15 protein-coding genes and 1 pseudogene are annotated in these 12,116 nt (G+C 69.5%); 9 read left to right on the forward strand and 7 right to left on the reverse strand.

What is annotated here, in order from left to right; genetic code table 11:
- Positions 1-686: 686 nt before the first annotated feature.
- Positions 687-1,160 (reverse strand): hypothetical protein, encoded by a 474-nt coding sequence (locus tag AB0B83_RS08535; protein ID WP_357577615.1) that lies wholly within the window; start codon positions 1,158-1,160, stop codon positions 687-689.
- A gap of 370 nt (positions 1,161-1,530) precedes the next feature.
- Between AB0B83_RS08535 and AB0B83_RS08540 the strand changes: the two genes are divergently transcribed.
- The 7 genes from AB0B83_RS08540 (at position 1,531) to AB0B83_RS08570 (ending at position 4,647) form a co-directional block, all read left to right on the forward strand.
- A complete protein-coding gene (locus AB0B83_RS08540) occupies positions 1,531-1,665 on the forward strand; it encodes a hypothetical protein (protein ID WP_357577616.1) in 135 nt (44 codons plus the stop codon).
- Positions 1,662-1,856, forward strand: coding sequence for a hypothetical protein (locus AB0B83_RS08545; RefSeq protein WP_357577617.1), 195 nt, complete (start codon positions 1,662-1,664; stop codon positions 1,854-1,856). Before AB0B83_RS08540 ends, AB0B83_RS08545 begins: the two co-directional genes overlap by 4 nt.
- Complete coding sequence (locus AB0B83_RS08550) at positions 1,853-2,059, forward strand: hypothetical protein (protein WP_357577618.1); 207 nt, start codon at positions 1,853-1,855, stop codon at positions 2,057-2,059. The genes AB0B83_RS08545 and AB0B83_RS08550 overlap by 4 nt, the downstream gene beginning before the upstream one ends.
- Entirely contained in the window at positions 2,059-2,430 is a 372-nt protein-coding gene (locus AB0B83_RS08555) for a hypothetical protein (RefSeq protein WP_357577619.1), read from the forward strand. The genes AB0B83_RS08550 and AB0B83_RS08555 overlap by 1 nt, the downstream gene beginning before the upstream one ends.
- Positions 2,431-2,866: 436 nt before the next feature.
- Complete coding sequence (locus AB0B83_RS08560) at positions 2,867-3,031, forward strand: hypothetical protein (protein ID WP_357577620.1); 165 nt, start codon at positions 2,867-2,869, stop codon at positions 3,029-3,031.
- Positions 3,028-3,459 (forward strand): hypothetical protein, encoded by a 432-nt coding sequence (locus AB0B83_RS08565; protein ID WP_357577621.1) that lies wholly within the window; start codon positions 3,028-3,030, stop codon positions 3,457-3,459. The genes AB0B83_RS08560 and AB0B83_RS08565 overlap by 4 nt, the downstream gene beginning before the upstream one ends.
- A gap of 99 nt (positions 3,460-3,558) precedes the next feature.
- Positions 3,559-4,647 (forward strand): hypothetical protein, encoded by a 1,089-nt coding sequence (locus tag AB0B83_RS08570; protein WP_357577622.1) that lies wholly within the window; start codon positions 3,559-3,561, stop codon positions 4,645-4,647.
- A 216-nt stretch (positions 4,648-4,863) separates the two neighbouring features.
- On the opposite strand, the gene AB0B83_RS08575 is transcribed toward AB0B83_RS08570, so the two are convergent.
- Positions 4,864-5,376, reverse strand: a complete 513-nt coding sequence (locus AB0B83_RS08575) for a hypothetical protein (RefSeq protein WP_357577623.1) — start codon at positions 5,374-5,376, stop codon at positions 4,864-4,866.
- A gap of 154 nt (positions 5,377-5,530) precedes the next feature.
- On the opposite strand from AB0B83_RS08575, the gene AB0B83_RS08580 reads away from it, so the two are divergent.
- Both AB0B83_RS08580 and AB0B83_RS08585 read left to right on the forward strand, forming a co-directional pair.
- A complete protein-coding gene (locus tag AB0B83_RS08580) occupies positions 5,531-6,346 on the forward strand; it encodes a hypothetical protein (RefSeq protein ID WP_357577624.1) in 816 nt (271 codons plus the stop codon).
- Positions 6,347-6,535: 189 nt separating this feature from the next.
- Positions 6,536-6,970 carry a hypothetical protein gene (locus AB0B83_RS08585; protein ID WP_357577625.1) on the forward strand — a complete coding sequence of 145 codons (435 nt, stop codon included), beginning with the start codon at positions 6,536-6,538 and terminating at the stop codon, positions 6,968-6,970.
- 17 nt (positions 6,971-6,987) lie between these two features.
- Here AB0B83_RS08585 and AB0B83_RS08590 read toward each other — a convergent pair whose 3' ends face one another.
- From AB0B83_RS08590 to AB0B83_RS08610, 5 genes and pseudogenes are all read right to left on the reverse strand, one after another.
- Entirely contained in the window at positions 6,988-8,460 is a 1,473-nt protein-coding gene (locus tag AB0B83_RS08590) for a recombinase family protein (protein WP_357577626.1), read from the reverse strand.
- A gap of 12 nt (positions 8,461-8,472) precedes the next feature.
- Positions 8,473-9,263: pseudogene (locus AB0B83_RS08595) on the reverse strand (ComEC/Rec2 family competence protein); the annotation flags it as partial.
- 146 nt (positions 9,264-9,409) lie between these two features.
- The gene (locus tag AB0B83_RS08600) at positions 9,410-10,432 is read right to left on the reverse strand and encodes a ComEA family DNA-binding protein (protein WP_357577627.1); all 1,023 of its coding nucleotides are present in this window, start codon (positions 10,430-10,432) and stop codon (positions 9,410-9,412) included.
- Positions 10,433-10,597: 165 nt separating this feature from the next.
- The gene (locus AB0B83_RS08605; RefSeq protein WP_357577628.1) at positions 10,598-11,167 is read right to left on the reverse strand and encodes a DinB family protein; all 570 of its coding nucleotides are present in this window, start codon (positions 11,165-11,167) and stop codon (positions 10,598-10,600) included.
- A 76-nt stretch (positions 11,168-11,243) separates the two neighbouring features.
- Entirely contained in the window at positions 11,244-12,104 is an 861-nt protein-coding gene (locus tag AB0B83_RS08610; protein WP_357577629.1) for a DegV family protein, read from the reverse strand.
- Positions 12,105-12,116: the final 12 nt, after the last annotated feature.

Here is a 12,116-nt window from a genome sequence, read left to right on the forward strand (position 1 = left end):
CGTTGAGTGTGGGCCCTTCTGACTGATCAGGTCAGACGGGTCCACACCCCTTTTCGGCCAACATCACCACGAGGCCGATGGCGCAGGTGAGCACCTTCAGTGCCAGTGCCACCCACTCCCCGACGTCCCGCCACCGGTTGGCGTTGGTCCGCCGGTTCCTCCTCGGGCCCGAAGGCCTCTTGCGGCGCATGGTCACTCGCCGTTCCTCCCCGACATCTTGGGTCCGGGGGACCGTCCCCCGGCCGTCGGGGCGATCCGTACCGGCCTCGATCTCGGAGACCAGATCAGTCCGTTTCGTGCGCCGGGAACACCTTAGCGAGCCGTACGCGTGATCTGCGTGTCGGAGTGCACCTTCGTACGCTTGTTCGACAGAATACCGGCGTGGCTTCCGGGTCCGAATTCGCTGCCGACGAGCCTGGACACGCCGACCCACCGGCTCCGACACAGCTCCATGCGCAGGCCCAGCGGCTCGTAGATGAAGTTGCGCATCGTGTCCAAGTTGGTGACGTGGTTCGGGGTGAGGTGTACGGGAAGTGCCGGTGCCGGATCATCTCGTGGGTGAAGGCGGGACAGGAACAGGTGCCCGACGCACCCCTTGCTGATGAAGTCGCTGACGACGCGTGAGCCACACAACGACGGAGCCCTGGCACTCATCACGGGCGACCGGGGCGCTTCGTCGTACGGAGTCATGTGGTCGAGCGGTACCGCTGGCGTGCTGTAGCAAGCTGCGTCTTGATCGTCTGCTTCGGCACCCCGAGGCGGTCCGACAGGACGTTGATCGGGGCAGGGTGCCCGGATGCGTCCAGCATGTCGAACAGTTCGAGCAGTCCCCGGTAGTAGGCGTCCGGCCCCTTGCGCGGGCTGTCCGGCATCTCGGCAACGGCGTCTCTCAGGGCACGCGCAGAGATCCCCGAGAGGTGCGTCGCCTCGGGCTGGCCGACCACCTCGGTCTGCATGTCAGAGATCAGCCTCTCCACCCGGCGCGCTACCCCGGTCGTGTACCCGCGCACCTTCACCTTCGGATCAGCGTCCGGTGCCAGCGTCACCGATACCGAGGATGGTCCCGTGGAGATCGGCCCATCCTCCCCGATCTCCCACGTTGCGGTGACGGTCCAGCCGGCTTCCGTCTTCGTCTTCGTGATCTTCTTCGCCGCGCTCATGCCGCACAGCCTGCCACATCCAACCCAGGCTTGCCAGTCCCGGACTGTCAGGCGTGTGCCTCACGCCACTCAGCTTCGTGCTGACAACCCAGAGTTGGATGAGGTAGAGTGGTTCATGTGGGGCTGACTGCCCTGCGTTGGAAGTGGACAACTCAAGATCGTGCGACCCGGCCCACTGCGAGGCGGGTCAACCAGCGTGGACCGACGCAGCGACGAACTACGCCACGACCCGAGGAACGTCCTCGGCGAGCGAGACGGCGCGATGCGACCCGCGCACAGACAGGCGACCGGCGGCCGTAGCCGGAAGCAGACAACGACGAAGGGAGGCGCGATGAGGACCCCGACCGGCGGGGTCGCATCACGAAGGTAGGTGATCAACCTGACCGACAAACTGCGCGAGATCGCCCGGCGCATCGCCGAGGCCGCGCCACCCCTGACCCCTGACCAACGCGCCCGGCTGCGTGGACTGCTCACCGCGACTCACCACCAGGTGGTGACCCAGTGACCCGGTACCTGGTCGCCGAGTGGACCCGATCCGAGGGCTACCGCGACACCGGCATCAGAACCGAGACCTTCGCCGAAGCGGAAGCCGAGGCGGCCCGGATGCACCGAACCTACGGACCCACGTCCCGCTACCTGCCCTTGTGCCTGCTGCGCGCCATCGAGCTGGGCGCGGTCTGGGGCGGTGGCCGATGAGCGTCCCACCAACCTTCAACCTGCCCGCTCTGGCCGACGCCTACCGACGGGCCCTGAACGCCCACGCCTACTACCGGGAGTTGAAGGCCAAGGGCGACCCCGAGTCGATGGATGAGGCGCGGTACCTCCTCCTCGGTTGGGGCGAAGTCTGGGACCTGTTCGACGCGGTCGGCTTGCCGGTCGAACAGGAAGACGCCGACTGATGCCCATCAACTTCAACGGCGACAACTGGGGCGGACTCAGCCAGGCAGCACAGCGACGGAAGGCCAAGGACCCACGGCACTCGCTGATGTATCGGGTAGAGGCAGCCGCGATCGGCTGGGCCAACAACATCGGACACAGCAAGTTCGACGGGTTGCCGCTGGGACGGATCCTCGCCGACGAGCGAGGCAAGGAGCCGAGCCGGCAGGTACTCGACAAGGCGATCAGGAAGGCCAAGGAACTGGGGCTCATCGAGCCCGAGTCCAACTCCCGGTGCCTCGTGGTGTCTCGACGGATCTTCCAACGGGGCGGTAGGGGTTCCTACACCTGCCAGGAACACGGGATCTCGCGAAGCCTGGCGGGGGCCGCGTGAAGCCTGTGAGGCTTCGATGTGAAGCCTGTGAGGCTTCGCCATCCGGGCTCTGACCTGCGGAAACGCAAACGTACTCTCTTCTCTTCTACACCCTCGATCTCAACCGAACAGCCGGTAGCCCTGTGGCGCTGTGCGCTACGCGCGCCGTGCCGCTGCGCTCCCGGCTGACCAGGCAGCGGCGAGAAGATGACGCCCCATCCGGGGCGATCACAGGTCACCGGCCGAGCTGATCACCGGCAAGACGAAGACGCCCCCGGAGGGGGCGACCACCAGGAAGACCCCAACAGGAAGGAGCACATGAACGGGCCCGACCCACGGGCCCCGAGCGGATGGGAGTTCCGCCATCTTCAACACCAACAACCCCGAGCTTGACGAACACCGCAAACGCGTTGCCGTCGCACGGGTCGAGCTGCGGGAGGCTCAGCACCGGCTTGCCTTGGTGTCGGTCAAGGCGTACCCGTTCACCTGGTCGCCTGAGATCGACGAGGCGGCTGCCGAGCTGTCCGGGGCGATGCTCGCTTGCCGGGCTGCCGAGCGTGCCAGCAACCAGGTCAGCAGCCGCGTCCGGCGGGACGCTGCGGTGGCCGAGGTCCAGCAGTGACCACCACCTTGCCGGCTGACCCAACCATCCTGACGGCGCAGCTCATCGACAACGCGTACAGCCACCTCGGGGAGATCATCAGCTTGCCCGCCGGGCACGCTCCGATCAGGGCGACCGGCGCGGTGCCGGCCATCATGTGGCGTCCCTCCAGGGAAGTGCCGATCCTGTCGAGGTCCGGGCAGTGGGCACGCGTCACGATCAACATCGCGACCTACCACCACGAGGGTCACCTCATCCTTGACCCTGATGACCTCCGGTACTCCGAGGAGGGATCCACCCGGGTCCACCCGGGCTACGTCGATCCCACCTACGCGGGTCTGTTCTTCCGGCTACGTCGGCGGGATGAGCCGGCGTTGTCCCGTGAGTGCGGCCTCTACCGCACCAAGCAGTTGTGGCACGCCTCGTTGCGCCTGACCCCGATCGGCTGAACACCGCCCCAACCAGCAACACCCGGGAGACCGGGCACATCGGCGTGCCTGCATCCCGCCCCCTCTGTACCTACGACACGCACAGGAGCGTGATCAACAGTGAGCACCATCAAGACCAAGACCACCCATACCAAGACCGCCACTGAGCAGGCCGCCGAGAGACTGGCCGAGGCTCGGGCCCTGGTCGACCAGCGGCAGGCCGAGCACGAGCAGGCCGAGGAAACCCACGCCGAGCTGATCACCCGGCTGACCCGTGGCGACGACACCATCTCCCCGCTCGACCTGGCTGCCGCTCACTTCGCCATCGAGCGCGCCGAACTGCTGATCGGTGCCGCCCGCAAGGGCATCAAGCCGGCTGAGATGGCGCTCGACTCCGCTCAGGCGATCGACTCGCCGACGCTGGCACGGTTCGTCGCCGAGCGGATCGAGGCTGACCCGTTCGCCTTCGGCTGCTTCGGCATGTCGGTAACGGTGAACGCCGACGACCGCAGCGCGCCCGGTGTCTACGTGAACCAGGCCAACGCGACCACCACCAACCCCGCCACGGGGATCATGTCCGGCCGGGTCGGCATCACCGTGGTCACGCCGAACGGCAACCCGGTCGACGGCGCTGTGATGCTGGCGGGTCTGTCTGGCATCGAGGCGAGCGGCGCTGCCCTGGTCGCCACGCACGCGAGCCCGAACCCTGCCGGGGTGACGGTCGATGTCCGGCTGACCAACGTCAAGCCGGACGTACCGACACTGCCGGCCGAGGTCGACGGCAAGGCGCTGCGGGACTTCGGTCTCGACCTCGCGAGCGACATCGGCAGCCGGGGCGGCGAGGTGACCCACAACGCTGACAACCCGCTCTACGCGGTGACCGTCCGCAGCATCTCTGCCGTGCTCGACGACGCGACCGTCACCAACCAGGAGCGCGACGGCGACCAGGAGCGGCGCACAGTGCGGGTTGAGTTCACTCTGTCGTCTCGCAAGTACCGCGCCGCCGAGGTCAACGAGTACACCCGGGTCAGCGTCGGCGAGCTGGTCGGCGAGATGGCGGCCGGCATCGGCCGGGTCAAGGCTGCCCGCGTGGTCAGCGAGAAGGCGACCACCGAGGCCGGCAAGCCGGGGCAGGAGTTCAGCAACTCCCGCACGGTCAGCGTGCGCGTGGTGGTCGAGGTCGACGCCGTCGCCCGGATCGCCGGCTGACCGAGCGACGATGGGGCGGGGTGCTGGGAGTGATCCTGGCACCCCGCCTCTTGGCGTTTCCGGCTGGTCGACCTTGCAACAGTGGCAGGTATCGACACAGGCTCACTCGGCATCCGCCCTGCTCAGAGCCCAGATGCCCCCGGTTCGACAACCTTGGAACCGTGGCAAGATCTCAGCCGCTAAGACGAGGCGGTCGGGGAGTTTCGGCCCAAGGGGTCAACCCCCACCCCTACCGACCCCGCGCCGGTACTCGTCCTCTTCGTGCTGGTCGACCATCTCCGCCCACACGTCCTCATCTACCGGCGGTGGGCTACTCGGGAACATGCTGATCTGACTCACGATCCGGCCTGAGTTCTGCACCTCGCGCACCTCGCCTTGCAACTTGGCGAGTGCGGCTGCCGCCCCGCGTAGGTGAACGGCAGACTCCCTGAACGTCCTATCCATGCCGGCGAGGGCAGCCCTCTGCTCGCTGATCGACCCGACTTCGGCCAGCTCCGCACGCAGCTCTTGAGCTTCTCGCTCAGCCTTGTCGAGCGCCTCTTGAGCACGTCCAAGCTCCGCTTCCATCCTGTTCATCAGTGTCGCGGCCATCTGCACCGACTTGTCAGCGATGTTGACCTTCCTCTCGCGCCGATGCAGAAGGTGGGTAACCCAGGCTTGCAGCAGGGCACCGACACCGAGTGCGGCAAGGAGTGCGATGCCAGCCGTGATCTTCTGGGCGGTGTTCACTCTGCCTGCCTCGGGAGGGGATCGACGTCATCCTGGATCCGAGCAGGCTACCAACGTCCTGCACCGAACAAGGGTGCCGAGAAGGCCGAGCGATGGCCGCCCTCTGCTAGATACAGACTCGACGCATGAACCATCCAGCGGGATAGTTGCCAGCATGGCGAAGCTCCGGGGCGAAGAGCGATGGGTCAAGGCATGCATCGAGGCAACGCTGCGAGACGCAGAGGTCAAGCAGCACGATGACGGATCCAAGCCAGGCATGCATGACCTCGATCTCATCCGGTCCGGCCAGCGGTTCGGGGCAGTAGAGGTCACCTCAGCGGCGGATCCGGAGTCGATACCGCTGTGGAAGTTGATCAACAAGGGTCAGCGTTGGATCGAGCCTCAACTGGTCGGCGGCTGGTTCGTCAGCTTGCTGCCGTCTGCGCGTGGGAAGCGTGTCCGGGCGGAGCTTCCGTCGCTACTGGCCGAGCTTGAACGGCTCGGCATCACGGAGGTGCGGAGCCATCGCCGCCCCCTGCATCCAGTTGCTCAGCAACTTGACGCCCTCGGTGTGGTTACCGCCGGCCAGGGAGGGACGGAGTTTCCAGGGAGCATCTACCCGACCATCCAACTCCCCCACGAGAAGAGTGGTGGCATGGTGGCCGACACGGGAGATGCTCTTGCATCCTGGTTCAGCGACTGGCTTCCGGAACCTGATCAGGCAGACAATCTGCAGAAGCTTGCCCGGTCCGGAGTTCCGGAGCGGCACCTCTTCGTGATCTTCCCAGGTTTCACAACCGCGCCGTTCTCCGTGGTCGATCTCCTCATGCGTAACGAAGCACCGCTTCCGACCGTGCCCCCGGTCTTGCCGCCGGAGATCACGCATGTGTGGGCGATCAGTACATGGAACAGCGGGGACGGCTTCCGGTGGTCGCTCGCTGATGGCTGGAGCCGCTTCCCGAAGGTTCTCCAAGTCACGGACAGCGCCTGACCCGCCTGCGCCGAGTCGGGCGGGATCGAGGGAGCGCGCACCCCGGTACGTCCTGCCGACGCGCAAGCAGGAGTGACACCACCTTGCATCGGCCTGCGGAATTAGGAGCAAGCGCGCTCAACAGATCTTACTGACACCGAAGGCATCCCTCTTGCCGAGTTGTGAGATCCTTCCGTCGGGAGGAAAAGGATGAGTCGGCGAACGAAGAAGCGCACGATCAGCCCCGAGGCGCAGGCCGCGTACATCACCGCCCGCGCCACCGAAGTGAGCGCGGTGATCAACGCGAGCGCCACCCGTGGAGCAGCTCGGACAACAGGATGGTTCGCCGTCGGTGTGGCCTTCTTGACCGGGCTACTCGCCATGGCGACGGTGACCCTGCAGTCCTCGCCAGAACCCGCCAACCGGGCTGTTGACAGCGGTGCTCAACAGCGGGAGCACGATGCGCTGATGCTCCAACAGAACATCAGCATGGCGCTGGCAGCGGACTGCACTCGCTACGAAGCGAACGACAGGCGAGTCGACTGCATCAACAAGCAAGTTTGGGCAGCGAAGACACTGAAGCAAGCACAGGAAGAAGTCGAACTTGTACAACGCACTGTCGCGCGGCTAACGCGTGGCACCTGAGCCTATGCGTCAGAGCCCTACGGTGCTTCGACCAACCCTCGCTCAGCCCACGTCTGCAAGTCCCCCCGCCACCGAGAGTTGCCCAGCCGGGCAGGGTCGAGCGACCGAGCACCCCGGTACGTCTTGCCGACGCGCAACTCAAGCAGGAGCGACACCACCTCGCGTTGCTGGCCGATGGTCAGTCGTTCCCACTTCTGTTCAACGTCGGGGCCGACCAGGTCCCGCACCAACGGCGGCACATCGACACGTTCCGCCCGCCGCTCGGCATCCTCGATCTCGGCGAGCAACGTCCGCTCGATGGCTGCGAGACCGGCCGGGGTGATCTCATCGCGTGCGGCTGCGGCGTACCACTCGTCAAGCCTCTCCCGCTTGCGCTTGGCTTCCTCGCCTGCCTGCTGGCGGCTACCGACCTCGCGTTCAGGGTTGAGCAGGTCGAGCGCATCCGGCCGGGACAGCCGAGCCATTAGCACGGCCACCACGAACTGCTCAAGAACCGTGGTCTTCACCGAGACGCAGAACCGCTCGGCGCACACGTAGGCGTAGTGCGTCCGGTTCTTCTGCACCCGCATCCGTGAGTCGCACACGTCGCAGAGCGCGGGTCCTGAGAGCAGGTGGCGCACGGCTGTGTCTCGCTGCGTCTTCCGCCGTGGGTCCGTCAGGATCGACCGGCACACCGCGTACGTCTCGGCATCGAGGATCGCTGGCCACTTCGCATCGCCCACGATCTTCCCGAGGTGTACCCGCTTGGCGATGTACCCGGGGTTCTGCAACATCCGGCCGATCTGGCTGAGCGTCCAACCCTTCGCGCCACCCCTCGGCGTGGGGATGCCTCGGGCGTTGAAGTCCAGCGCGATCGACCGGCACGGTTCCCCGCTGGCCACCCGCCGGGCAGCCTCCCGGACTACCTCGGCGTGTTCGTCGTGGATGACCTGGGCGATGAAGTTCCCCCGGTCGTCGTAGGTCCGCCGGTACCCGTAGAGCAACTTCCCGTGCGGCTGCCCGCTGGCAGCCTTGCCACGCACCGATCGCAAGATGCGCTCTCGCGTCTTCTCGCTCTCGTACGCCGAGTCGACGCCGTCCTCTGCGAGGGTGCGCCAGTCGCGGGGGTTCTCAAGGTCGTACGTCCGCCGGTGGGTAACCACATGGATGCGGACTCGACGGCGACGGCAGAGGTTGAGCAAGCCTGCCCAGCCTTCAAGCTCTCGACCACCGCGCGACGACTCCCACAGGATCAGCACGTCTACGTGCTCAGTGGCGAGGTAGTCCAGCAGCTTGGCGTACTCTTCCCGCTGCTTGCGGGCGTAGCGGCTGGCTGAGCGGTCGTTGTCGACGAACACCCGGGCAACGGTCCATGCCTGGTCGGCTGCGTCTTGCTGGCACTCCTGCTCTTGCTCGCCGACCGACCGACGCTGCCTCTTGTCGTCGTCGCTCACCCGGGCGTAGATGATGGCGATGACTGCGGCGCGTAGACCCGGTTTCGCATCTCCCATGACGTGCTACCGTAGCACTACCCCTAACGAACGTTCGCACCGGAGACCGCGTTCAGGTGGGTCATGCCGGTGGCGAGGAAGTCCTCCTCGACGGTGGGCGGCAGCCGGCTCGTGTCGCCGACCACCAGGCCGGGCAGCAGGCCGCCCTGCTCGTCGGGGAGCGGCAGGCAGGCGCGTTGCAGGCCGGCCCGCAACGATCCGGCGGCGCGCTGCGCCGACGGGGCGGCCCCGTGCGGCACCGGCGGTCCGGCCGCGCTCAGCACCGCCGCGGTCAGGTCGCCGCCGCGCGGGGCGGCGAGCCGTCCTTCGGCGGTCAGCCGCTGACCGGGCAGCAGCCCCCGCCAGGCGGGATCGGTGGCGAGGACCAGCACGCGGGCCGGCGTCGCGACCCGCCGTCCGTCCGGCCCGGTGAACCAGGTCAGCTCGGCCGGCACGAGCAGGGTGGCCGGGCGCCCGGCGACGCCGCGTACGGGGCGGGGATCGTCGCGGACGACCAGTTCGGCGGTGACGACCGCCCGCTCCTCGACCAGGGCGCGGACGGGACCGGAGTCGCGGACGGACAGCCGCGCGGCGGTGGCCGTCGCGCCGCAGACCACGCCGATCAGCACGGCGACGGCGATCCAGCCGTACCGCCGGACGGGCCCGGCGGGCCGCCCGAGGACGCCGGCCAGGTGCAGGCCGCCCAGCCCGGCCGCCCCGGCGGCCACCGCCGCCAGCAGGGTGGTCTCGCCGACGGTCAGGTGCAGCCCGGCCAGCGCGGCGAGCCAGGTGGCCACCGCCAGTCCGGCCAGCCGCAGGTCGATGGCCGCGACCCGATCGCCCCCGGCATCGGCGCCGGACGTCCCAAAGCCAGCCGAGCCGGAGCCGGCCGGGCCGGAGCCAGCCGAGCCGGAGCCAGCCGAGCCAGGGCCGGGGCCGGGGCCGGGCGAGCCCAGCGCGCTGCCCGCCGTCACACCGTCACCAGGTCCTTGAGCTGCTCGTAGCGGGCGTCGCCGATGCCGTCGACCTGGCGCAGGTCGCCGACCGAGCGGAAGCCGCCCTGCTGGTCGCGGTGGGTGAGGATGCGCTGGGCGAGCACCGGCCCGACGCCCGGCAGCGCGTCGAGCTGCGCGAGCGTCGCGGTGTTGAGGTTGAGCCGGCCGCCCGCGCCGGGCGCTCCGGGCGCGCCGCCGGGAGCCGCCCCGGGCGGGGGTGGCGCGCCCGGGGGTGCCGCGACGCCGACCAGGATCAGTTCCCCGTCGGTGACCTTGCGGGCGGGGTTGAGCAGGGCCACGTCCACTCCCGGCAGCGCCCCGCCGGCCGCCTCCACGGCGTCGGCGACCCGCGCGCCGGCCGGCACCCGGACCAGCCCGGGGCGGCGTACCTTGCCGGCGACCGCGACCACCAGCTCGCCGGCCGACGTGGCGGCCGGTTCCGCGAGGCCGGTCACCGTCGCATCGGGTGCCTCGGCGGTGGCGACCGGGCGGACGGGCTCGGTCTGCGGCCGGGACCGCCAGGCCCAGAAGCCGGCCCCGAGCACCACCAGCACGGCGACGGCGGCCAGCGCCCGCACTCCCCGCCGGCCGGGGTCGAACGCCCCGGGCCCCGGCAACCGGGACGCCACACCGGCCTCGGGGGCCCGGGCCGGCGGGTCGGGTTCCGGCGCCGCCGCCGCGCCGACCGGCAATGCCGCTGTGCGGGACGGCAGCGCCGTTGTGCGCGGTGGCGACGCCGGTGTACGAGGCGGCAGCGCTACGACCGGCTCCGGCACCCCGACCGAGCCCGGACGGTCGACGGACAGCCCGGCGAGCCTCCGATGATCGCCGGACAGCCCGGCCGGCCCCTGACGGTCGTCGAACGGCCCGACGGGTTCGCCGGTCCGCTCCAGGGGATCGGCGGACCCGCCGGGGTGCGCCGGTGCGGCGCTCGACGGCCAGCCCGCCACCAGCTGGCGCAGTCGTTCCCGGACCACCGTCTCCTCGTCTTCTGACACGACGCGAAGCTAGGTCCGCGAGCCCGGGGCGCGCGGCCGGCCGGGGTACGGCTGTGGATGACGGCGCCGCCTGTGGACAACCGCCTGATCATGCGGGTGATGTGCTAGGGCGGCGAGGAACCGCAGCTCAGCGCGTCGGGACCCGGACCGCTCACCTGCCCCGTCCTAGCGGTTGCTGGCGTCGAGGGCAGCCTGCTCCACCCGTTGGTGGTGGTCCCGCCACCACGGCTCGTCAGCGGGTGGCAGGTTGTCGTTCCCGGGCAGCAGCCCGGCCGCGCCGTCGATCAGCTCGCGCACGATGTCCGCGTGGCCGGCGTGCCGTTGTGTCTCCGCGACGACGTGGACCAGGACGCGGTGCAGTGTGACCGTGGCGTCGCCCCACCACGGCACCCGGCCGACGTCGTCGAGCGCGAGGGCTTCGATGGTGGTGTCGGCGTGGGAGCTGGCGCGACGGTACAACGCGAAGATCTCTTCGCGGCTCTCGTCCGCGGTCGCCCACATGTCGGCATTGGCCTCGGCGCCGTCGCCGACGTACGGCAGCTCCTGCGCGAACGGCCGGCCGAACACGACGCCGAAGTAGAGGATCTCCATGGCCGCCGCGTGCTTCACGAGACCGAGCAGGTTGGTCGCGGTCGGGGTCAGCGGGCGCCGGGCGTCGTACTCGCTGAGCCCGTCGAGCTTCCACAGCAGCGCGTCACGGCCGCCCTTGAGGTAACTGTGCAGGTCGTCCTTCATCGGGTCACGATGGCATCCGGGCCGGTGTCGGCGCTGCCCCGCGTGATCGACAGCGATCACGGTCGGCTAGGACACCCTAGCCGCTGACCGGCGGCCGGCGGTGCACGACGACGCAGGCCAGGCCGGGCCCGGCGTGCGCGGCGACCACGGCGCCGGCCTCCGAGACGTACGAGTCGTGCAGGCGGTCGCCCAGCCGGGCCGTCAGCGCCTCCAGCAGCGCCTCCGCCCGCTGCGGCGCGGCGAGGTGGTGCACGGCCAGGTCGACGTCGGCGTCCCCGGCGGCCTCGACGGCCAGGTCGGCCAGCCGCGCCACGCCCCGGCTGGCCGTACGCACCTTGTCCCGGAGGACGATCGCGCCGGCCGGCATGTGCATGATCGGCTTGACCGACAGGGCGGTGCCGAGCAGCGCCTCGGCGGCGCCGATCCGGCCGCCCCGGCGAAGGAATTCCAGCGTGTCGACGTAGAACCAGATGCTGGTACGGGCGATGGCGTCGACGGCGGCGTCGCGTACCGCCGACAGGTCCCCGCCCCGCTCGGCGGCCGTGGCGGCGGCGACGGCGGGGAAGCCGAGGCCCATGCCGGTCGAGCGGCTGTCGACCACGGCGACCCGGTCGTCGAACCCGGCGGCGGCCAGCCGGGCAGCCTCCACCGTGCCGGAGAGCTCGGCCGACAGGTGCACCGAGACGATCCCGTCGGCGCCCGCGTCGAACAGCTCCCGGTACGTCTGGGCGAACTGCTCCGGCGCGGGGCGGGAGGTGCTCACCGAGACGCGCCGGCCGCCGAGCGCCCGGGTGGCGTCGGCGGGGGTGGTCTCCACCCCCTCCAGCCCTTCGGCGCCGTTGAGCACGACGGCCAGCGGCACCACCGTCAGCCGGTGCACGCGCAGCAGCTCGGGCGGGAGGTAGGCGGTGGAGTCGGTGACGACCGCGACGGGCATGCCCGGCACGCT

This window comes from Micromonospora sp. NPDC049060 (assembly GCF_040649055.1).
Lineage (GTDB): Bacteria > Actinomycetota > Actinomycetes > Mycobacteriales > Micromonosporaceae > Micromonospora > Micromonospora reichwaldensis.

Excerpts from the sequence above, each read along its gene's own strand:
- AB0B83_RS08535 (WP_357577615.1), bottom strand. The coding sequence starts at position 1,160 with ATGAGCGCGGCGAAGAAGATCACGAAGACGAAGACGGAAGCCGGCTGG.
- AB0B83_RS08550 (WP_357577618.1), top strand. The coding sequence starts at position 1,853 with ATGAGCGTCCCACCAACCTTCAACCTGCCCGCTCTGGCCGACGCCTAC.
- AB0B83_RS08555 (WP_357577619.1), top strand. The coding sequence starts at position 2,059 with ATGCCCATCAACTTCAACGGCGACAACTGGGGCGGACTCAGCCAGGCA.
- AB0B83_RS08580 (WP_357577624.1), top strand. The coding sequence starts at position 5,531 with ATGGCGAAGCTCCGGGGCGAAGAGCGATGGGTCAAGGCATGCATCGAG.
- AB0B83_RS08585 (WP_357577625.1), top strand. The coding sequence starts at position 6,536 with ATGAGTCGGCGAACGAAGAAGCGCACGATCAGCCCCGAGGCGCAGGCC.
- AB0B83_RS08590 (WP_357577626.1), bottom strand. The coding sequence starts at position 8,460 with ATGGGAGATGCGAAACCGGGTCTACGCGCCGCAGTCATCGCCATCATC.
- AB0B83_RS08605 (WP_357577628.1), bottom strand. The coding sequence starts at position 11,167 with ATGAAGGACGACCTGCACAGTTACCTCAAGGGCGGCCGTGACGCGCTG.
- AB0B83_RS08610 (WP_357577629.1), bottom strand. The coding sequence starts at position 12,104 with ATGCCCGTCGCGGTCGTCACCGACTCCACCGCCTACCTCCCGCCCGAG.